Origin of the sequence: Haloparvum alkalitolerans (assembly GCF_050122995.1) — an archaeon.
In the GTDB taxonomy this organism is placed as follows: Archaea; Halobacteriota; Halobacteria; order Halobacteriales; family Haloferacaceae; genus Haloparvum; species Haloparvum alkalitolerans.
This window is the reverse complement of sequence record NZ_JBNLIA010000004.1, coordinates 267,574-286,318: the sequence shown is the minus strand read 5'-3', so window position 1 is coordinate 286,318 and position 18,745 is coordinate 267,574. Positions and strand designations below refer to the sequence as shown.

General features: G+C 70.8%; 18 protein-coding genes. 12 read left to right on the top strand and 6 right to left on the bottom strand.

Annotation, left to right across the window (positions count from 1 at the left end):
* Positions 1 to 6 precede the first annotated feature (6 nt).
* Positions 7 to 1,566, top strand: a complete 1,560-nt coding sequence (locus tag ACQE3L_RS07105; protein ID WP_426963073.1) for an amidohydrolase — start codon at positions 7 to 9, stop codon at positions 1,564 to 1,566.
* A 33-nt stretch (positions 1,567 to 1,599) separates the two neighbouring features.
* On the opposite strand, the gene ACQE3L_RS07100 is transcribed toward ACQE3L_RS07105, so the two are convergent.
* The gene (locus tag ACQE3L_RS07100; RefSeq protein ID WP_426963072.1) at positions 1,600 to 2,142 is read right to left on the bottom strand and encodes a DUF1684 domain-containing protein; all 543 of its coding nucleotides are present in this window, start codon (positions 2,140 to 2,142) and stop codon (positions 1,600 to 1,602) included.
* Positions 2,143 to 2,253: 111 nt separating this feature from the next.
* Here ACQE3L_RS07100 and ACQE3L_RS07095 point away from each other — a divergent pair, with 111 nt between their 5' ends.
* Together ACQE3L_RS07095 and ACQE3L_RS07090 are read left to right on the top strand one after the other, a co-directional pair.
* The gene (locus ACQE3L_RS07095; RefSeq protein ID WP_426963071.1) at positions 2,254 to 3,354 is read left to right on the top strand and encodes an asparaginase; all 1,101 of its coding nucleotides are present in this window, start codon (positions 2,254 to 2,256) and stop codon (positions 3,352 to 3,354) included.
* 50 nt (positions 3,355 to 3,404) lie between these two features.
* Positions 3,405 to 3,731 carry a DUF8072 family protein gene (locus ACQE3L_RS07090; RefSeq protein WP_426963070.1) on the top strand — a complete coding sequence of 109 codons (327 nt, stop codon included), beginning with the start codon at positions 3,405 to 3,407 and terminating at the stop codon, positions 3,729 to 3,731.
* A gap of 51 nt (positions 3,732 to 3,782) precedes the next feature.
* Here the strand turns inward: ACQE3L_RS07090 and ACQE3L_RS07085 are convergent, their stop codons facing one another.
* On the bottom strand, positions 3,783 to 4,187 hold the full coding sequence (locus ACQE3L_RS07085) for a DoxX family protein (protein WP_426963069.1): 405 nt from the start codon (positions 4,185 to 4,187) through the stop codon (positions 3,783 to 3,785).
* A gap of 140 nt (positions 4,188 to 4,327) precedes the next feature.
* Here ACQE3L_RS07085 and ACQE3L_RS07080 point away from each other — a divergent pair, with 140 nt between their 5' ends.
* The 3 genes from ACQE3L_RS07080 to ACQE3L_RS07070 all read left to right on the top strand — a co-directional run bounded on the left by ACQE3L_RS07080 (position 4,328) and on the right by ACQE3L_RS07070 (position 7,488).
* Positions 4,328 to 4,732 carry a YccF domain-containing protein gene (locus ACQE3L_RS07080; RefSeq protein WP_426963068.1) on the top strand — a complete coding sequence of 135 codons (405 nt, stop codon included), beginning with the start codon at positions 4,328 to 4,330 and terminating at the stop codon, positions 4,730 to 4,732.
* Positions 4,733 to 4,797: 65 nt separating this feature from the next.
* Positions 4,798 to 6,300, top strand: coding sequence for a replication factor C large subunit (locus ACQE3L_RS07075; protein ID WP_426963067.1), 1,503 nt, complete (start codon positions 4,798 to 4,800; stop codon positions 6,298 to 6,300).
* Between the two features lie 120 nt (positions 6,301 to 6,420).
* Positions 6,421 to 7,488 carry a zinc-dependent alcohol dehydrogenase family protein gene (locus ACQE3L_RS07070; protein WP_426963066.1) on the top strand — a complete coding sequence of 356 codons (1,068 nt, stop codon included), beginning with the start codon at positions 6,421 to 6,423 and terminating at the stop codon, positions 7,486 to 7,488.
* Positions 7,489 to 7,523: 35 nt separating this feature from the next.
* Here ACQE3L_RS07070 and surE read toward each other — a convergent pair whose 3' ends face one another.
* Positions 7,524 to 8,372 (bottom strand): 5'/3'-nucleotidase SurE, encoded by an 849-nt coding sequence (surE, locus tag ACQE3L_RS07065; RefSeq protein WP_426963065.1) that lies wholly within the window; start codon positions 8,370 to 8,372, stop codon positions 7,524 to 7,526.
* A gap of 535 nt (positions 8,373 to 8,907) precedes the next feature.
* Between surE and ACQE3L_RS07060 the strand changes: the two genes are divergently transcribed.
* The 6 genes from ACQE3L_RS07060 to ACQE3L_RS07035 all read left to right on the top strand — a co-directional run bounded on the left by ACQE3L_RS07060 (position 8,908) and on the right by ACQE3L_RS07035 (position 14,316).
* Complete coding sequence (locus ACQE3L_RS07060; RefSeq protein ID WP_426963064.1) at positions 8,908 to 9,918, top strand: DUF7972 family membrane protein; 1,011 nt, start codon at positions 8,908 to 8,910, stop codon at positions 9,916 to 9,918.
* Positions 9,919 to 10,051: 133 nt separating this feature from the next.
* The gene (gene pyrG / locus ACQE3L_RS07055; RefSeq protein WP_426963063.1) at positions 10,052 to 11,779 is read left to right on the top strand and encodes a CTP synthase; all 1,728 of its coding nucleotides are present in this window, start codon (positions 10,052 to 10,054) and stop codon (positions 11,777 to 11,779) included.
* Positions 11,780 to 12,697 (top strand): glutamine-hydrolyzing GMP synthase, encoded by a 918-nt coding sequence (gene guaA / locus ACQE3L_RS07050; protein WP_426963062.1) that lies wholly within the window; start codon positions 11,780 to 11,782, stop codon positions 12,695 to 12,697. It begins immediately after the preceding gene.
* On the top strand, positions 12,697 to 13,044 hold the full coding sequence (locus ACQE3L_RS07045; protein ID WP_426963061.1) for a DUF7126 family protein: 348 nt from the start codon (positions 12,697 to 12,699) through the stop codon (positions 13,042 to 13,044). The genes guaA and ACQE3L_RS07045 overlap by 1 nt, the downstream gene beginning before the upstream one ends.
* Before the next feature lie 123 nt (positions 13,045 to 13,167).
* A complete protein-coding gene (locus tag ACQE3L_RS07040; RefSeq protein WP_426963060.1) occupies positions 13,168 to 13,524 on the top strand; it encodes a hypothetical protein in 357 nt (118 codons plus the stop codon).
* Between the two features lie 141 nt (positions 13,525 to 13,665).
* Positions 13,666 to 14,316 (top strand): class I SAM-dependent methyltransferase, encoded by a 651-nt coding sequence (locus ACQE3L_RS07035; RefSeq protein ID WP_426963059.1) that lies wholly within the window; start codon positions 13,666 to 13,668, stop codon positions 14,314 to 14,316.
* Positions 14,317 to 14,325: 9 nt separating this feature from the next.
* On the opposite strand, the gene ACQE3L_RS07030 is transcribed toward ACQE3L_RS07035, so the two are convergent.
* The 3 genes from ACQE3L_RS07030 to ACQE3L_RS07020 all read right to left on the bottom strand — a co-directional run bounded on the left by ACQE3L_RS07030 (position 14,326) and on the right by ACQE3L_RS07020 (position 18,679).
* A complete protein-coding gene (locus ACQE3L_RS07030; RefSeq protein ID WP_426963058.1) occupies positions 14,326 to 14,763 on the bottom strand; it encodes a DUF6653 family protein in 438 nt (145 codons plus the stop codon).
* An 85-nt stretch (positions 14,764 to 14,848) separates the two neighbouring features.
* Positions 14,849 to 18,193: a carbamoyl-phosphate synthase large subunit gene (gene carB, locus ACQE3L_RS07025; protein ID WP_426963057.1), complete on the bottom strand. Its 3,345-nt coding sequence runs from the start codon at positions 18,191 to 18,193 to the stop codon at positions 14,849 to 14,851.
* A 141-nt stretch (positions 18,194 to 18,334) separates the two neighbouring features.
* On the bottom strand, positions 18,335 to 18,679 hold the full coding sequence (locus tag ACQE3L_RS07020) for a DUF5802 family protein (protein ID WP_426963109.1): 345 nt from the start codon (positions 18,677 to 18,679) through the stop codon (positions 18,335 to 18,337).
* Positions 18,680 to 18,745: the final 66 nt, after the last annotated feature.

Here is an 18,745-nt window from a genome sequence, read left to right as displayed (position 1 = left end):
GGAGGTATGAGCGCATCCGCAGACCGGGTCTTTCTCGACGGCGAGGTCCACACCCTCGCCGACCCCGACGAGACGCACGAAGCGGTCGCCGTCCGCGACGGCGCGGTCGTCCGCGTCGGCGACAGCTACGACGTGCGGTTCCTCGCCGGCGCCGAGACCGACGTGGTGGACCTCGACGGCCGCGTCCTGCTCCCGGGGTTCGTCGACGCGCACACGCACCTCACCACGGTCGGGCGCTACCTCGTCCACGCCGACCTCTCCGGGGCCGACTCGCCGAGCGACGCGGTCGACCTGCTGGCGGAACGGGCGGCCGACTGCGGTCCCGACGAGTGGGTGCTCGGTTACGGCTACGACGAGTCGACGTGGGAGGAGGAGCGCTACCTCACGCGCGCGGACCTCGACGCCGTCGACGACGAGCGCCCGGTGGTCGCCTTCCGCGAGGACATGCACGTCGCCTCCGCGAACTCCGTCGTGCTGGACCGCTTCGCGGACGAGGTGCCAGCCGACTGTCTCCCCACGGAGAACGGCGAGCCGACCGGCGTCCTGCTCGAGGAGGGGATCGACCCCGTCTACGAGGCGGTCGAACCGGGCCCGGCGGAGACGCGCGACATCGTGGAGGCCGCGCTCGCGGACTGCGCGGCGAAGGGGATCACGGGCTTTCACGACATGGTCCGCAACTCCCACGCCCCCCGCGTCTACCGCGAACTCGACGCGGCGGACGCGCTGACCGCCCGCGTCCGGATCAACTACTGGACCGACCACCTCGACGCGCTCGCGGAGACGGGGCTGACGACGAACGCCGGCTCCGCGTTCGTGCAGGTCGGCGCGGTGAAGTCGTACACCGACGGGAGCTTCGGCGGCCGGACCGCGAAGCTCTCCGAGCCGTACGAGGACGCCCCTCCAGACGCGGCGGACGCCACCGGCCAGTGGGTCGTCGACCCCGAGGAACTGGCCGAGCACGTCGCGGCCGCGACCGCCGAGGGGTTCCAGTTCACCGCCCACGCCATCGGCGACGTGGCCATCGACGCGGTGCTGGACGCCTACGAGACGGCCGCCGAGCCACCGGTCGCGGACCCCGGCGAGGCTCGCCACCGCGTCGAGCACGTCGAACTCGCGAGCGACGAGGCCATCGAGCGCCTCGCGGCGACCGGCGCGGTCGCGAGCGTCCAGCCGAACTTCCTCAAGTGGGCGGACGCGGGCGGGCTCTACGAGTCGCGCATCGGCGACCGGACCGCGGAGACGAACCGCTACCGCGACCTGCTCGACGCGGGCGTGCATCTCGCGTTCGGGTCCGACGGCATGCCGATGGACCCGCTTCTCGGCGTCCACTGGGCGGTCAACGCGCCCGCGGCGGCGCAGCGGCTGTCGGTAACCGAGGCCCTGCGCGCGTACACCAGCGGCGCCGCCTACGCCGGGTTCGACGAACACCGACTCGGGACGGTCGAGCCGGGTAAGCGGGCCGATTTCGCGGTGTTGGAGGAGTCCCCCTGGGAGAACCCCGAGGGGATCCGGGAGATAGACGTGACGATGACGGTCGTGGACGGCGAGGTCGTCTACGAGCGATAATCGCGGTCGGTCGCCCCGACGACCCGTCGCGAGTCAGAAGTCGGTCGTTCGCTCGCCGGCGCGGATCTCCGTCTCCAGCCAGTTCTCCTCCGGCGGGAGCGGACAGGAGAACGTCTCGCTGTACGCACAGAAGGGGTTGTACGCGAGGTTGAAGTCCAGCGTCACGGGGTCGCCGTCGGAGAGCTCACCCTCCGGCTCCAGCTCCATGTACCGGCCGTGGCGGTACGTCTCTTGGCCGGTCGTCTTGTCGCGGAAGGGGACGAAGAGCCCCTCGCCGTCGTCGCTCTCTTGTCTGTATCCGGCAAGCTCGTACGTCTCGCCGTCCAGTTCGAACGTGAACGTCACGACGCGGAGGTAGCGGACGGGCGCGCCCGCGGTCGTCTCCATCTCGACCGGCTCGGGGTCGTCGTGGACCGTCGCGACCGCCGCGACGCGGTACGTCTCGTCGGGATCGAAGTAGTTCAGCCCCGAGAAGTCGTCCCGGTGCTCGGGCGGGATCGGCGACTGGGGGTGCTCCGCGAAGAAGTCGTCCTTCTCCGCGCGGTTCGCGACCAGTTCGTCGGCGTACTCGCTCATACTCCTCGATCCGGTCGCCAGCGGTTTCAGACGTGTGGTCCGCGTCGGAGCGACGCCGGCAGCCGGTGCCGCCGACTCAACGCCTTTCCCTCCGAGGCCGGTGGCGGACGTATGAGCGACACATTCGACGACGGCGATTCGGCCGACGATCCGGGCGACGATCCGAACGACGCCCCGGGCGACGGTCACCCCACCGTGGCGGTGCTGGCCTGCGGCGGAACGATCGCCTCGGAACCGGACGACGACGGGGCGGCCCCGGCGAAGGCGGGCGAGGAACTGGTCGAGGCGGTGCCCGCACTCGCGGACCACGCGCGGGTCGAGGCCCGCGAGGTGTGCGGCCAGCCCGGGTTCGACATGCGCTGGCGCGACGTGCTCGCGACCGCGGACGCGGCGCGCGAGGCGGTCGCGGACGACGGATCTGCGGGGGAGACCGGCGCCGACGGCGTCGTCGTCACCCACGGCACCGACACGCTCGCGGACACGGCGTTCGCGCTCGACCTGTTGACCGACCTCCCGGTCCCGGTGGTCGTGACCGGGGCGCAGCGACGGCTCGACGAGCCTTCCAGCGACGTGCCCGCGAACCTGACGACCGCGGTCCGGGCCGCCGCGGACGAGCGGTTCGCGCCGGGCGTCCACGTCGCGTTCGACGACGAACTCCACGCCGCACGCGAGGCGATCAAGGGCCACACGAACGCGCTCTCGACGTTCCGGTCGCCGAACGGCGGCCCGGTCGCGGAGTTCACCCGCGCCGCGGTCCGGGTCCACCGCGAACCCGCGCGGCGCGTCGACGCGCCGCCGCTCGACCTCGGGGCGGCGGACGCCGACGCCGTCCCGGAGGTGCCCGTCGTCCAGTCCGGCACCGGCGTCGGCGCGGCGGGGCTGGAGCGCGCGCTCGCCGCGGAGTCCGTCGAGGCGGTCGTGATCGAGGGCACCGGGCTCGGCAACGCCACCGGGGCGCTCGGCGACGCGGTCGGCGAGGCGCTCGGGTCTGAGAACCCCGTCCCCGTGGTCGTTTCCTCGCGCTCTCCGGCGGGGCCGACGGAGCCGGTCTACGGCACCCCCGGCGGCGCCGTCACGCTCGCGGACCACGGTGTCACGTTCGCGGACGACCTCCCGGCCGCGAAGGCGCGAATCGCGGTCGCGCTCGGCCGCGCGGCCGGTCGGTCCGGCGACGCACTCGCCGACCTGCTGACCGCGCCGCCGCGCGTCTGAGTCCGCGCCCGAACGCCGCGCTTTACTCGCCGCGCCGCGTCGTCGGGGGCATGGCAGACCTCCACCCGGTCGCGAAGCGCATCCACAACGTCCAGCCCGACCCGGTCCGACTGACCGTGGAAGGCAGCGGCGAGGGCGGCGGCGACGAGGGCGACGAAGGCGCCGCGTCGGGCGTCTACCGGTTCGACTCGACCGAGTTCTTCCAGCGCGAGTTCCGCGGCGAGGGCACGCGCGTCGACGCGGACACGGACGCGGCGTTCAGGCTCATAAGCTCCGAAGACTACGAGCGAATTCTGCTCGGTCGGCAGGGCCCCGAGGAGGAGGGGTGGAGGATGGTCGGCGAGGTCGTCGCCGCGGAGCGCGCTGACGGCGAGTAGGGACGGTCCACGGACGCTTCGGGCTCACCTCTCGACCACCGCCCGCCGCCCTCAGCGCCGCCACGCCTCGCGCAGGAACACCAGCGCGCCGCCGATCATCGCGAGGTTGCCGAAGAACGCGAGCCGTTCGCCGTCGCGGTCGTCGGGGTCGGCGTTCCAGAAGTCGTGCATCGTCGCCGTCACGACCGTCAGGAAGGTGACGGCCGCGCCGGTGGCGACCCGCGGGAGCCGCCAGAGCGCGATTCCCAGTCCGGCGACCATCATCATCCCCGAGGCGAACGGCGCTGCGAGGTCGGGCAGCGGGACGCCCGCGGACTCCGCGTACTCCACGGTGTCGTCCATGTCGCGGAAGTCCTCGGAGGCCTGCAGCGCCAGCCCGAGCCCGAGCAGGACGCGGCCGAGCCGGGAGGGGGAGTGCTCCGTCGTTCCATCACGTCCCTCGTCGTCGTTGTCCATGGGCGTCGTTCGGGCGCTCGCCGCATAAATCGGGTGGCGATCCGGGGGCGTCGAACCGGGTGTGACGGGGCTCGACGGGCTTCGCTCCCGGCCCAGTGTCAGTGAGTATTTATGTTTCGTTCGGTACGTACGACTCGGCTATGAACGACAAGTCGCGACCGAACGGCGGCGACGCCGAGCGGTCGCTCGTCGTCAGGGCGGTCTGGTTCGTGTTCGTCGGCTGGTGGGCGACCGGGATCTGGCTCGGCGTGGCGTGGTTTCTGAACGTGACGGTCGTCGGCATCCCGCTCGGGATCAAGATGATCAACGCGGTGCCGAAGGTCCTCTCGCTCAAGGAGCGGGACCTCGTCGACGCCGAGGGTAGGGGCGGCGAGCAGCCGTACGGCCTCGCCGTCCGCGCCGTCTACTTCGTCTTCGTCGGCTGGTGGGCCAGCGGCGTCTGGATGTCGGTCGCGTACCTGTTCACGCTCAGTGTCGTCGGGCTTCCGGTCGCGGTGCTGATGTACAACAAGCTCCCGTTCGTGGTCTCGCTGTACGAGTACTGACGGGGGCAGTTCCGCTCCCGCACCGCTCCGCAACCACTAAACGCCGTTCGCACCTTCCCCCGGTAATGGCTGATTGGACGGAGCGCTACCGGCCGAGCACCCTCTCGGAGCTCCGCGGCAACGACAAGGCCGCGAAGAAGCTCCAGGAGTGGGCCGACACGTGGGACGACCACCGCGAGGCGGTGGTGCTCCACGGCAGTCCCGGCGTCGGGAAGACGAGCGCGGCCCACGCGCTCGCCAGCGACATGGGCTGGGAGACATTGGAGTTGAACGCCTCCGACAAGCGCACGGGCGACGTGATCGAGCAGTTCGCGGGGCGGGCGGCGCGCAACGCCACGCTCGCGGGGTCGGCCGCGGGCGGCGGCGCTGCCGGGGGCGACACCGAGAGCCGCCAACTCGTCATCCTCGACGAGGCCGACAACATCCACGGCAACTACGACCGCGGCGGCAAGTCCGCGATCACGAAACTGGTCAAGGAGTCGGGCCAGCCGATCGTGCTCATCGCTAACGACTACTACGACATGTCCCGCGGGCTCCGCAACGCCTGTCAGGAGATCGAGTTCCGGGACGTGGGCGCGCGCTCCATCGTGCCCGTCCTCCGCGACATCTGCCGACGCGAGGAGATCGAGTTCGAGTCCGACGCGCTCCAGCGCATCGCGGAGCGCAACAAGGGGGACCTCCGCGGCGCGGTCAACGACCTGCAGGCCATCGCGGAGGGGCGGGACGCGGTCACCCTCGACGACGTGGTGACCGGCGACCGCGACTCGTCGATGGGCATCTTCCCGTTCCTCGACGCGGTCCTCAAAGAGCAGGGCGCCGAGGAGGCGCTCCAGTCCGCGTACAGCGTCGACGAGACGCCCGACGACCTCACGAAGTGGGTCGAGGACAACATGCTGACGGTGTACGACGCCGACGAGGCCACGCGCGCGTACGACTTCCTCGCGAACGCCGACGTGTGGCTCGGCCGCGTCCGCGCCTCGCAGAACTACTCCTACTGGCGCTACGCGACGGACAACGCGGCCGCGGGCGTCGCGGCCGCCCGCGACGGCGAGAAGGGCGGCTGGACGCGCTGGGGCCGGCCGCAGTTCTGGCCCTCCTCGGACAAGACCGCCGACGAGGTGGTCAGGAAGGTCGCCGCCGCGGAGGGGTGCAGCATGGACATCGCGCGCCGCCGCGTCCTCCCCTTCCTCGCGACGATGACCCACCACTGCAAGCCGAAGGAGCTCACGATCCGGATGGCGGCCGCCTACGACATGGACGAGGCGGAGGTGGCGTTCGTCACCGGCTCCGGCGAGTCGACCAACAAGGTTCAGGGCATCGTCGAGGAAGCGCAGGCCCGACGCGAGGAGGCGATGGAGGAGCACGCCGAGGGCGCCTTCGCAGGCGTTCCGACGCGGGAGAGCGACGATGCGGGAGCGGACGAGGAGGCCGGCGGCGACGAGCGGGACGCCGCGGCGCCGACCGCGGCGGACGACGACGCGGGAGCGGACGGGAGTTCGGACGCGACGGACGACGCCGACGACGCCGACAGCGACGACGGCCAGTCCGGGCTCGGCGACTTCGTCTGACCGCGGCCGGCGCAATCGGTCGGCGAGGTCCGACCGATCGGCGAGGCCCGACCGATCGGCGCAACCGGCCGGGGCAGCCGCCGCACGCGTTTTAAGCACCCGCCGACCGACACGGCGACCATGCGCGCAGCCGTGCTGGAGGCGTACGGGGAACCGCTCGACGTGCGCGAGGTGCCGGACCCGGAGCCGGGACCGGACGGCGCCGTCGTGGAGGTGGAGGCGTGCGGGGTCTGCCGGAGCGACTGGCACGCCTGGAAGGGCCACGGCGAGTGGGCCGACGACCGGGTCCCGCTCGGGCTGACGCTCGGGCACGAGCCGGCGGGGACCGTCCTGGAGACGGGCGCGAACGTCGAGCGCGTTCGCGAGGGCGACCGCGTGGTCGTCCCGTTCTCGCTCGGCGACGGTACCTGTCCGGCCTGCCGGACCGGCCACGGCAACGTCTGTGCCGACGGCGCGGCGCTCGGGTTCGAGGCGGCCGCGCCCGGCGCGTTCGCGGAGTACGTCCGCGTACCGAACGCCGACTACAACGCCGTCGAACTCCCGGGGTTTCTGTCACCGCGGGACGCCGCGGCGCTCGGCTGTCGCTACATGACCGCCTACCACGCGCTGGCCGACCGCGCGGGGCTCTCCGGCGGCGAGTGGCTCGCGGTACACGGCTGCGGGGGCGTCGGGCTCTCGGCGGTCCAGATCGGGAGCGCACTCGGCGCGCGGGTCGTGGCCGTAGACCTCGACGACGACGCGCTGGACCGGGCGGTCGATCTGGGCGCCGACGCGACCGTCAACGCCGCCCGAACGGACGCCGTCGTCGACGCGGTCGGGAGCACGACCGGGGGCGGCGCCGCGGTCTCGATGGACGCGCTCGGCGTCGCGGAGACGTGTCGCAACTCGGTGCGGTGTCTGGAGCCCCGCGGCACCCACGTGCAGGTGGGTCTCACGACGGACGCCGAGCAGGGCGAGGTGTCGCTCCCGACGGACTGGATGACGCGCTGGGAGATCGACTTCGTCGGCTCCCGGGGGATGCCGCCGACCGACTACGGGCGCCTGTTCGACCTCGTGGAGGCGGCCGACCTCGACCCCGGCACGCTGGTGACGCGGGAGGTCGCGCTCTCGGAGGTCTCGGACCGGCTGGCCGCGATGGACGACTACGGCACCGCCGGCGTCGAGGTCGTCACCGACTTCTCGGGATAGGTAACCGGGCGGTAGTTGCCGCCGCCGGCGCGGCGCTACTGCTCGGCGCGGCCGAGGTCGAGTTCCGCGCCGGCCTTCTCGCCGCGGCCGTTCTCCAGCGCGGAGTGGGAGGCCGAAAGCGGCGAGACGCTCACCTCGCCGTCGACGGTCGCGCGGCGGTCGGAGCCGAGGTCGTCGGTTACCTCGCCGCTGAGGAACTCGCGCCAGAAGCGGTCGCGGAGCTCCATCCCCGCCTCGCCGCGCCGCTCCGCGAAGCCGCCCTCCGCGGGTTCGTCGTCGCCGGGGTGGAACTCCATCACGTCGAAGCCGCGCGCGGGCTCGGTGACGCGGTAGGTCGGGTCCGCGGCCGCCTCGTCGTCCGCGCTCGGGACGTTGACGTTGAGGAGCTCGGCGCCGAGCGGGAGGCCGTCGCGCTCGAAGCGCGCGACGAGGTCGGCGGTCACCTCGCCGGCGAGCGCGAAGTCCTCGGCGTCCGGCGTCGGCGAGATGGGGAGGTTCCCGCGGTCGTACATCGAGACCGCGACCGCGGGGACGTCGAGGAACGCCGCCTCCATCGCCGCGCCGACGGTCCCGGACTGGACGATGATGTGCGCGCCGATGTTCGGCCCGTGGTTACAGCCCGCGACTACCAGATCCGGGTCCAACTCCAGCGCGACGGACGCGACCGCGACGCAGTCCGCGGGCGTCCCCTCGACGGCGTAGCCGAGTTTGTGCTCCTCGTAAGTGATGGTCGTGTCCCACCAGGAGCGCTCGCCGCCGACCCCCGACTGGTTGGTCGCCGGCGCGACGACGGTCACGTCGTGCTCGTCCGCGAGCGCCTCGTAGAGCGCGCGGAGCCCGAGCGCGTCGATGCCGTCGTCGTTGGTGAGGAGGATGTCGGTCATGCGCGACCGTAGTGCGGACGAGGGGAAAACGCCGCCGGTACCGTCTTCCCCCGTTTCCGGGATGCCGATACTGCGTGTTACAGACCGACCCAGAACTCCCACATTTCTGAAACTCGCGGCGGTGCTGTGCGGTCAGCGCGCGCCGCGGCGACCGCGGAGCGTGTCGCCGCGACCGCGCGAGGGAGGCGGCGGCGCGGCCGCGGAACCACAACGCACAGCAGGCGGCCGCGCCGCCGCCTCCCTCGCGCGGTCGCGGCGACGCAGGGTCGCCGCGGCGCGCGCCGACAGCACAGCACCGCAACCGCACCGCTCCGCGACCGCACCGCACCGCCGCGAGTTTCAGAAAAAGCGAGGTTTCTGAATCGGTCTGCAACACTAAGTATCGGTTCGTTGCGGGGGCATGCACGGTCGCGGATCGGTCGCGGGCGGGTCGACCGGAGCGCCGGGTTCCTGACACGCCGCCGCGACCTGTCTCCGAGGACCTTTGAGGAGGGCGCTCGAAGCCGGGGCAGATGCAGGACCGAGGGATCAGGGTATGAGCGATGCGGGCGTCCCCAGGCGGGGCGACGGGGTTCGAAGCCGACTCCGGGGGTTGCAGAACTGGGTACTGCTGGAGGCCGACCGGCTGCTCGTGACCGCGGCGCTGCTGGTTGGCGTCTATCTCGTGCTCGACCCCGCGGCACACGCGGTCCCGACCGGGTCGGACGGGCTGGAGTCGGGCCATCGCGTCCAGGGACTGCTCCGCTCGATCCTCGGCGGGGTGTTCCTGCTCGTTTCGATCGTGGTCTCGACCTCCTCGCTGTTCGTGACCCAGGAGCAAGGCCCCCTCGGCCAGCAGCTCGACCGGATCGAGGAGGTCGGCAGCCTCCGCCGGGAGATCGAGAACGCGGCGGGCGTGACGGTGACGCCCGCGGACCCGACGAACTACCTCATCGTGCTGGTCGACGCGGTCGCGTCGAAGACGGGCGAGCTCGCGGACGACGTGGCCGAGGCGGACGCCGACCTCCAGGCGAACGTCGAGGAGTACCTCCGCGAGATGGCCGAGCAAACCTACGACCTGGAGTCTCGGCTCGAGGGACGGGACGACACCGTCTCGCTGGTGCTGGCGACCCTCGATTACGATCAGGTCCTCCTGACCAACCAGCTGCGGCAGCTACGCGCCGAACACGAGGAGGTGCTCCCGCCGGAGGCCGACGAGACGGTCGACGACCTGCTCGCGCTGTTGCGCCACTTCGCGGCCACCCGCGAGTACTTCAAGACGCTCTACTTCAGCCAGGAGTTCGCGGCGCTGTCGAAACACCTGATCTACGTCTCGCTCCCGACGATCCTGCTGGTGTCGTTCGTGCTGCTCCACACCGGCGATTTCCCGGACACCCATACGGCGACGACCGTCGTCACCACGGTCTCGATGGCGCCGTTCATGCTGCTGTCGGCGTACGTCCTCCGCGTGGCGACCGTGACGCTCCGGACGCGGTCGACCGGCCGGTTCGCCTTCGAGCGCGACCGCCCCGACGACGTGCTGGAACTCGACGGTCCCGACCGATAGCCGGCGGACGTGTCGCGGCCGGCGACCGCCCCTTCGCCGGCGCGTCGCCGCGGGGCTGCCGGCGGCCCTGTGAGCGGGCCGCACACGAGGGGGCTCCCGAAACGGTTTAGGAGGATGCTCGCACACCTTCGGTATGCCGACGGATCCCGATACGGGGTACGACCCCTCGCTGGGTCGGAAGTTCGTTTTCGTCACCGGAGGTGTCATGTCCGGGCTCGGCAAGGGAATCACCGCCGCCAGCACCGGCCGACTCCTCGAGAACGCGGGCTTCGACGTGACGGCGGTCAAGATCGACCCCTACCTGAACGTCGACGCCGGAACGATGAACCCCTACGAACACGGCGAGGTGTACGTCCTGAAGGACGGCGGCGAGGTCGACCTCGACCTGGGGAACTACGAGCGGTTCCTCGGCGTCGACATGACCTCCGACCACAACGTCACGACGGGCAAGACCTATCAACACGTCATCGAGCGGGAGCGCGCCGGCGACTACCTGGGCAAGACGGTCCAGATCATCCCCCACGTCACCGACGACATCAAGCGTCGGATCCGCGAGGCCGCGGAGGGCTCCGACGTGTGCATCGTCGAGATCGGCGGAACGGTCGGGGACATCGAGTCGATGCCGTTCCTCGAGTCGCTCCGACAGTTCTCCCACGAGGAGGACGAGGGCGACGTGCTCTTCACCCACGTCACGCTCGTTCCCTACTCGCAAAACGGCGAGCAGAAGACCAAGCCCACACAACACTCCGTCAAGGAGCTCCGGAGCATCGGCCTCCAGCCAGACATCCTCGTCGGGCGCGCGGACGACGAGCTGGACCCGGACGTGAAAGAGAAGATCGCGCTGTTCTGTGACGTGCCGACGGAGGCGGTCTTCTCGAACCCGGACGTGGAGGACGTCTACCACGTCCCGCTGGTCGTCGAGGACGAGGGGCTCGACGAGTACGTGATGGAACGGCTGAACCTCGCCGACGAGGCGCTCCCGAAGGCGGAGCGGTCCACGCGGTGGCGCGAGCTGGTGACCCGCGACCGCGAGACGGAGATCGACGTGGCGCTGGTCGGCAAGTACGGGCTGGAGGACGCGTACATGTCGATCCACGAGGCGCTGAAACACGCCGGCATCCACACCGAGACCGAGGTGAACGTGCTGTGGGTCGACGCCGACGAGATGGCGGAGAAACACACCGAGCGCCTCCAACAGGCGGACGGTATCGTCGTCCCCGGCGGGTTCGGCTCCCGCGGCACGGAGGGGAAGATCGAGGCGATCCGGTACGCCCGCGAGCACGACGTTCCCCTGCTGGGGCTGTGTCTCGGCTTCCAGCTCTCCGTGGTCGAGCACGCGCGCAACGTCCTCGGGATGGAGGGCGCCCACTCCGCGGAGCTGGACGAGGAGACGCCGCACCCCGTCATCGACCTCCTCCCGGAGCAGTACGAGACCGAGGACATGGGCGGCACGATGCGGCTCGGCGCCCACGTGACCGACATCGACGAGGGGACGCTCGCCCACGAGGTGTACGAGGCCGACTCCTGTACGGAGCGGCACCGACACCGCTACGAGGTGAACCCCGAGTACATCGACGACCTGGAGACCGAGGGACTGGTCTTCTCCGGCCGCGCGGACAACCGGATGGAGATCCTCGAGCGCGAGGACCACCCCTTCTTCTTCGGCACGCAGGCGCACCCCGAGTTCCGGTCGCGGCCCGACCGCGCGAGCCCCCCGTTCGTGGCGTTCGTCGAGGCGGTGCTCGACCTGGCGGACGCCGCGGCCGACGGCGGCGCGGACGACGCGGACGGCGCGGCGAGCGAATCGGCGGACGACACGACGACGGAATCAGCGGACGCACCCAACGAGGTTTCCCTATAAATGGTTGACGCGGAGGCATTCATCGACGAGGCGGTCGCAGAGATACGCGAACAGGTCGGCGACTCGAACGCGGTGATCGCGCTGTCGGGCGGGGTCGACTCCTCGGTCGCGGCGACGCTCGCCTACGAGGCGGTCGGCGACCAGCTCACCCCGGTGTACGTGGACACGGGCCTGATGCGGAAGGGCGAGACCGAGGAGATCCGCGAGACGTTCTCCTTCATGGAGTCGCTGCGCGTGGTCGAGGCCGCGGACCGCTACTTCGACCGGCTGGAGGGCGTCACCGACCCCGAGGAGAAGCGGAAGGTCATCGGCGACCAGTTCATCAAGGAGTTCGAGCGCGAGGCGCGCGAGGTGGACGCCGACGTGCTCGTGCAGGGGACCATCTACCCCGACCGCATCGAGTCCGAGGGGAACATCAAGTCCCACCACAACGTCGGCGGGCTTCCCGAAGTCGTCGACTTCGAGGCCATCGTCGAGCCGGTCCGCGACCTCTACAAGGACGAGGTCCGCGAGGTCGCCCGCGAACTCGGCCTCGAGGAGATAATCTCGGAGCGCATGCCGTTCCCCGGTCCGGGGCTCGCGGTCCGCGTCGTCGGCGAGGTGACCCGCGAGAAGGCCGAGGTGGCCCGCGAGGCGTGCCACGTCGTCGAGGAGGAGCTGGAGGAGTACGAGCCGTGGCAGGCGTTCGCGGCCGTGCTCGGCAAGGCGACCGGCGTGAAGGGCGACAACCGCGTCCACGGCTGGGTGGTGGCGGTGCGCTCCGTCGAGAGCCGCGACGGGATGACCGCCCGCGCACAGGAGATCGACTGGTCGACGCTCCAGCGCATCCAGAGCCGGATCACCGGCGAGAACGACAACGTGGCGCGCGTCCTCTACGACGTGACCCACAAACCGCCCGCGACCATCGAGTACGAGTGATGGCGGGAGCCACCACCCGCGCCGTCGTCGCCGGCCCCGACGAGCACGGCCTCGGCGACGCGCTCGAGGCCGAGGGCGCCGCCGTGACGCGCATCGAGGCCGAGGTCTCCGCGAGCGTGCTGGAGGAGGCGGGCATCGCGGACGCCGACCTGCTCGTCCTGACCGACGTGGAGGAGGCGACCGGCATCCCGGTCGCGAAGGAGCTGAACCCGGACGTGCGCGTCGTCACCTACGCCAACCGCTCGCTGCCGGAGTTCGTCGCCGCGGTCGCAGATCTTGCCGTCGACCCCGACCTGCTCGACGCCGCGACGGTCGCCGAGGAGCTGCTCGCCGACGGCGACGCCTGATCGGGGGAGCGCGGTTGGGTGCCGTCGCAGTTCGGTGCCGTCGCAGTTCGGTGCCGTCGCAGTTCGAGGGATGTCCGTTTCTTCTGGAAGAAAGTATTTGATACTGCAATAGGGAACCCCGTCATGATCAGGCGGCTTCTCTCGGCGGTTCTCGGGGCGATCGTCGTGCTTCCGCCGGTCGTTCTCGATCCGTGGAACTACGGATACGTCTGGGTCGCCGTCGGCGGCGCGGTCGTCGGGCTGGCGGTGGCTCAAAGCTGGTGGCAGTGGGAGCTTCGCACGCCCGCGGTCCTCGCGGCGCTCTGGCTCGCACTCGTCTACTGGCACGTCCTCACCTGGCAGCCGCCGGAGTCGGGGCTCGGGGCGGGAGCGTTTCCCCCACAGCGCACGCTCGTCTACGCGTGGCCGGGGCTCCTCTTCGTCGGAGGTCTCGTCGCCGTGATGGAGCGGAACCTCCGACTGATGAATCGGAACGAGTGAGAGGTCCCTCCGCATCCGGTCAGCGACCACGTCCGCGGCCATCCGTTCGGTTTGGTTCAGTTCGCGTCGCCGTCCGCGGAGGACGCTCGCGCACAGCCGCCAGCCACCGAGGTTTTACGCGCCCGCCCCGTCGGTCCGGAGGTGAACGAGAACGACGTGCTCGCGAGCTGGGCGGACCGCGCGGGCGAATACTCCCCCGACTACTACGCCCACTACGGCGCGGACGAGCGCAGCGAGCGCGTCCGCGCGCACCTCGACGAGCGCGTCGACGCCGACGCCGCGGTCCTCGAAGTCGGCTGTAGCGCCGGCCGCCACCTCGAACACCTCCGCGAGGCCGGATACGCGGACCTCCACGGCATCGAGATCAACGAGACCGCCTTCGACGTGATGGCCGACGAGTATCCCGACCTGTTCGCGGCCGGCACCTTCCACGCGGCCGCGGTCGAGGACGTGTTCCCCGACGTCGCGGACGACCGCTACGACGCCGTTTTCTCCGTCGAGACGCTCCAGCACGTCCACCCCGACAACGCGTGGGTGTTCGACGACCTCGTCCGCGTCGCCCGCGACCTGATCGTCACCGTCGAGATCGAGACCGGCGAGGAGGGCGGGCCCGCCCCGTCCGCGGACGCCGCGGACGACGACGCGAACGTCAACTACGTCGACGACGACGTGCCGCTCTACTACCGCGACTGGGCGTCGGTGCTCGGCGACCGCGGCTGCGAGCAGATCGCGGCCGAGACCGTCGGAAACGACACGCTGCGCGCGTTCGTGCCGCCGGCCGCCGACGACTGACCGACACGCTCACTCGGATCGTGCCTCGTCGTACCGCTGAACCAGCGCCCCGACGTACCAGAACTTCAGCAGGACGGACCCCAAGCCGCCGAGCACCGCCCGAACCGGGTTCCCGCGGTAGGCGGCGACGAACGCGTACGCCGTCACGGGGAGGTTGAGCAGGTTGAGGACGCTCGGGTAGGCGGTCGCGAGGACCGGCTCCCCGCGCTCCTCGGTCCACCACCGCTCCGCGAGCACGACCCGCGTCATCCACGCGTCGTCGTCCGCGGGCGGCGAGAACAGGACCGGGTTGACGACGGTGAATCCGACCGCAGCCCCCGCCAGTTTCCAGTCCCGCCGGTAGACGGCGTAGAGGAGCGCCGGGAGGATCAGGACCCGGCTCCAGCCGCTCTTCGGGTTCGAGTGCCGTTCCCAGAACGCCGCTCGGAGTCGTGAAACCGCGGTCATACGTACCGATACGGCCCGGTTCGCAAAGAGTTGGAGGTCGGTCAGCGACCGACGGACGCTCCGACCGCCGCCGGCCCGCCTCGCCCTACTTCCCCCACTCGGCGACGCGCTTCGGGCGGTCCGAGACCGCCATCACGTCGAGGTCGTCGTTCGCGTGGTCGAGGGCTTCGAGCGCCGCCTTCGCGCTCGCGTGCGTCGAGAAGTAGGTGATCTCCTCCTCGACGGCGACCTCCAGCAGGTCGCGCTGGCGGGAGACGATGAGGTCGAGTTCGCCGGCCTGCGCGGCCTCGATGAGGTCCGTCGCCTCGCTCAGCTCGAAGTGCTCGGCGTAGCCCTCGACGAGCGCCTCGCCTTCCTCGGTGTCGGGGTCCGGGAACTCCTCGGCGGAGAGATCGACGACCGCGGTCCCCGACTCGGGGATGGGCTTGCCGGTCGCGTCCTGCGCTTTCCCGTACGCCTTGCCGAAGGAGGTCGCGGTGCCCATCACCTCGCCGGTGGACTTCATCTCCGGGCCGAGCCGCGGGTCCGAGCCGGGCAGGCGGTCGAACGGGAGGACGACCTCCTTCACGCTCAGGTGCTCGGGGATCTGCTCGTCGGCGTCGATGTCCGCGAGCGACTCGCCGGCCATCACGCGCGCGGCGAGCTTGGCGATGGGGACGCCCGTCGCCTTCGAGACGAACGGGACCGTGCGCGAGGAGCGCGGGTTCGCCTCCAGCACGTACACCTCGGCCTCCTCGGCCGGGTCGTGGACGCCCGTCACCGCGAGCTGGACGTTCAGCAGGCCGACCGTGTCGAGCGCGGTCGCGATGTCCTCGGTCACCTCGCGCACGCGGCCGAGGGTCTCCTCCGAGAGCGAGCGCGGCGGGATGACGCACGCGGAGTCGCCGGAGTGGACGCCCGCGCTCTCGACGTGCTCCATCACGCCGCCGAGCAGCACGTCCTCGCCGTCCGAGACCGCGTCCACGTCGAGCTCCACCGCGTCCGCGAGGAACTGGTCGACGAGGATGGGCTTGTCCGGCGAGACGCGCACCGCCTCGTCGATGTACGTCTCCAGTTCCGCGTCGTCCTCGACGACGCGCATCGCGCGCCCGCCGAGCACGTAGGAGGGGCGCACGAGGACCGGATAGCCGACCTCGTGGGCCAGCTCCAGCGCCTCCTCGCGGCTGGTCGCGGTGCCGCCGACGGGCTGGGCGATGCCCAGCTCGTCCATCAGGGCGTTGAACCGGTCGCGGTCCTCCGCGAGGTCCATCGCTTCGACAGAGGTGCCCATGACCTCGCAGTCGAGCCCGCGGCGGTCGAGTTCGGCCTCCAGGGGTTCGCCGACGTTGACGGAGGTCTGGCCGCCGAATTGGACCATCACGCCGTCGGCGCCCGTGGACTCGACCACGTCCGCGACCTCCTCGGCGGTGATCGGCTCGAAGAACAGGCCGTCCGAGGTGTCGTAGTCGGTCGACACCGTCTCGGGGTTGTTGTTGATCACGTGGGCGTCGATGCCCATCTCGCGGAGCGCGCGGACGGCGTGGACCGCGCAGTAGTCGAACTCCACGCCCTGCCCGATGCGGATCGGGCCGCCGCCGACCACCACGACGCTCTCCACGTCGGGGTCGATGCGGAGCTCGTCGTGGTACGCCGAGCCCGCGCTCGCGCCGCCGTCGCCCGCGAGGTACTCCGGCAGCCGCGAGGAGTAGTAGTACGGGGTCGTCGCCTCGAACTCGCCGGCGCAGGTGTCGACCTGCTTGTAGCTGCGGTCCGGCACCGCGGCCTCCACGTCGTCGACGGTCGTGGCCCCCTCGCTGCCCGCTCCGCCCTCGCCGCCGGCCGCCGCGGCGGCGGTCGCTGCGCCGGTCGCCACCTCCGCGGCGGAGCTCTCGCCAGTCGTCGCGCTCGCGGCGACCTCGGCGTCGGTGAACCCGGCCTCCGCGGCCGTCACAAGGTCGCCCTCCGCGGCCGCCTCGGAGGCGTCCGCGACGGTCTCGAACCGCTCGACGTACCACTCCTTGATCCCCGTCAGGTCGACCACCTCGTCGACCGAGAAACCGCGGTCGAACGCCTCGAAGATGGCGTACGGGCGGTCCGGCGTCGGCGTCTCCAGGTAGTCGGTCGCCAGCTCCTCGTCGCTCACCTCGTCCCACTCGACCGCGGGGTCGTACTCCGAGGAGCGCAGCGCCTTCAGCAGGCTCTCCTCGAAGGTGCGGCCGATGGACATCGCCTCGCCGGTCGACTTCATCGCGGTGCCCAGCTCGAAGTCCACGTCGTCGAACTTGTCGATGGGCCAGCGCGGCACCTTCGTGACGACGTAGTCGATGGCGGGCTCGAAGGCCGCGGTCGTCTCCCCGGTGATCTCGTTGTCGATCTCGTGGAGGCGCTTGCCGAGCGCGACCTTCGCGGTGACGCGGGCGATGGGGTAGCCGGTCGCCTTCGACGCGAGCGCGGAGGAGCGCGAGACGCGCGGGTTCACCTCGACGACGCGGTACTCGCCGCCGGGGGTGCCGTCGTCGCGCCACGCGAACTGGATGTTACAGCCGCCCTGAATGCCGAGTTCGCGGATGACGCCGAGCGCGGCGTCGCGCATCTCCTGGTGGCCGTCGTCGGGGATCACCTGCGACGGGGTCACGACCGTCGACTCGCCGGTGTGGATCCCCATCGGGTCGAGGTTCTCCATGTTGCAGATGATGATACAGGAGTCGTCGGCGTCCCGCATCACCTCGTACTCCAGCTCGACCCAGCCTGCGATGGACTCGGTGATCAGCACCTCGCCGTTCCGCGAGAGGCGCAGCCCCTTGCGGACGCGCTCGACGAGCTCGTCGAACTCCTCGACGACCCCGGAGCCGGAGCCGCCGAGCGTGTAGGTCGTCCGCGCGATGACGGGGAGCCCGCCGACCTCGTCGACCGCGGCCTGCACGCGCTCGCGGAACGCCGCCTCGTCGAAGTCGGTGACGGACTCGCCCTCGGAAAGCGAGATGGTCGTGGACGCGGGGACGGGCTGGCCGATGTTCTCCATCCGCTGGCGGAAGAGGTCGCGGTCCTCCGTCGCGTAGATGGTGTCCAGCGGCGTGCCCATGATCTCCACGTCGTGTTCCTCCAGGATGCCCTGCTCGGCGAGTTCGGCGGTGACGTTGAGTCCGGTCTGGCCGCCGAGACCGGCGATCACGCCGTCGGGCTGCTCCTCGCGGATGATCTCCGCGATGGCCTCGGGCGTGATGGGCTCGATGTAGACGCGGTCGGCCATCTCCGGGTCCGTCATGATCGTCGCGGGGTTGGAGTTGACCAGAACGACTCGGGCCCCCTCCTCCTGGAGGGCGCGACACGCCTGCGCGCCGGAGTAGTCGAACTCCGCGGCCTGTCCGATCTGGATCGGTCCGCTTCCGATGAGGAGGATCGTGCGGTCCTCGGACGCCGTACCGTCCTGAGACCCCTTCGAGTCGGTCATCACCTCTCCGTGGTGCGCACATCGTAATAAGGTCGGCGAAAGAGTGCGAATCTCGCAGGAAGATTTCGAATTTCGCAAGGCATGGTGTGACGTAGCACGCTCGGCGCGGTAGCGAGGCGGCCGCGAGGCTGAACGCGGCGGTCAGGCGTTGGTCGCGGGCTCGTACCCCTCCCAGCGGAGGATGTCGGCTGCGCGGTCGGCGTCCGCGAGCAGGACGCTTCGCGCGGCCGGGAGGTCGTCGTCGGCAAGCTCCTGTGGGACCGCGAGCGTCCCGGTCGGCACGTCGTCGTCGCCCGCGACCGGGATGTGGCTCCGGTCGAGCTTCATCACGAGCGGCGCGTCGAGGCGCTCCACGCCCTCGCCGGTGGCGTAGAGCTGTTCGTTGACGCGCTCGTGGTCCGCACGGCGGATGACCGCGCGGTCGCCGTCGTGCGGTTCCACGTACAACTTGCCGAGGTAGTAGCCGCTTGAGAAGCGTTCGAACATGCTGTGCATGTGAGTGTCTACCACGGGTGGGTATAAGCCTTGTCGACAACCCTTATACCGACGTAC

Excerpts from the sequence above, each read along its gene's own strand:
- ACQE3L_RS07045 (WP_426963061.1), top strand. The coding sequence starts at position 12,697 with ATGGCGGGAGCCACCACCCGCGCCGTCGTCGCCGGCCCCGACGAGCAC.
- surE (WP_426963065.1), bottom strand. The coding sequence starts at position 8,372 with ATGACCGACATCCTCCTCACCAACGACGACGGCATCGACGCGCTCGGG.
- ACQE3L_RS07060 (WP_426963064.1), top strand. The coding sequence starts at position 8,908 with ATGAGCGATGCGGGCGTCCCCAGGCGGGGCGACGGGGTTCGAAGCCGA.
- ACQE3L_RS07080 (WP_426963068.1), top strand. The coding sequence starts at position 4,328 with ATGAACGACAAGTCGCGACCGAACGGCGGCGACGCCGAGCGGTCGCTC.
- ACQE3L_RS07075 (WP_426963067.1), top strand. The coding sequence starts at position 4,798 with ATGGCTGATTGGACGGAGCGCTACCGGCCGAGCACCCTCTCGGAGCTC.
- ACQE3L_RS07095 (WP_426963071.1), top strand. The coding sequence starts at position 2,254 with ATGAGCGACACATTCGACGACGGCGATTCGGCCGACGATCCGGGCGAC.
- ACQE3L_RS07100 (WP_426963072.1), bottom strand. The coding sequence starts at position 2,142 with ATGAGCGAGTACGCCGACGAACTGGTCGCGAACCGCGCGGAGAAGGAC.
- ACQE3L_RS07085 (WP_426963069.1), bottom strand. The coding sequence starts at position 4,187 with ATGGACAACGACGACGAGGGACGTGATGGAACGACGGAGCACTCCCCC.
- ACQE3L_RS07090 (WP_426963070.1), top strand. The coding sequence starts at position 3,405 with ATGGCAGACCTCCACCCGGTCGCGAAGCGCATCCACAACGTCCAGCCC.
- carB (WP_426963057.1), bottom strand. The coding sequence starts at position 18,193 with ATGACCGACTCGAAGGGGTCTCAGGACGGTACGGCGTCCGAGGACCGC.
- ACQE3L_RS07040 (WP_426963060.1), top strand. The coding sequence starts at position 13,168 with ATGATCAGGCGGCTTCTCTCGGCGGTTCTCGGGGCGATCGTCGTGCTT.
- guaA (WP_426963062.1), top strand. The coding sequence starts at position 11,780 with ATGGTTGACGCGGAGGCATTCATCGACGAGGCGGTCGCAGAGATACGC.
- pyrG (WP_426963063.1), top strand. The coding sequence starts at position 10,052 with ATGCCGACGGATCCCGATACGGGGTACGACCCCTCGCTGGGTCGGAAG.
- ACQE3L_RS07030 (WP_426963058.1), bottom strand. The coding sequence starts at position 14,763 with ATGACCGCGGTTTCACGACTCCGAGCGGCGTTCTGGGAACGGCACTCG.
- ACQE3L_RS07020 (WP_426963109.1), bottom strand. The coding sequence starts at position 18,679 with ATGTTCGAACGCTTCTCAAGCGGCTACTACCTCGGCAAGTTGTACGTG.
- ACQE3L_RS07070 (WP_426963066.1), top strand. The coding sequence starts at position 6,421 with ATGCGCGCAGCCGTGCTGGAGGCGTACGGGGAACCGCTCGACGTGCGC.
- ACQE3L_RS07105 (WP_426963073.1), top strand. The coding sequence starts at position 7 with ATGAGCGCATCCGCAGACCGGGTCTTTCTCGACGGCGAGGTCCACACC.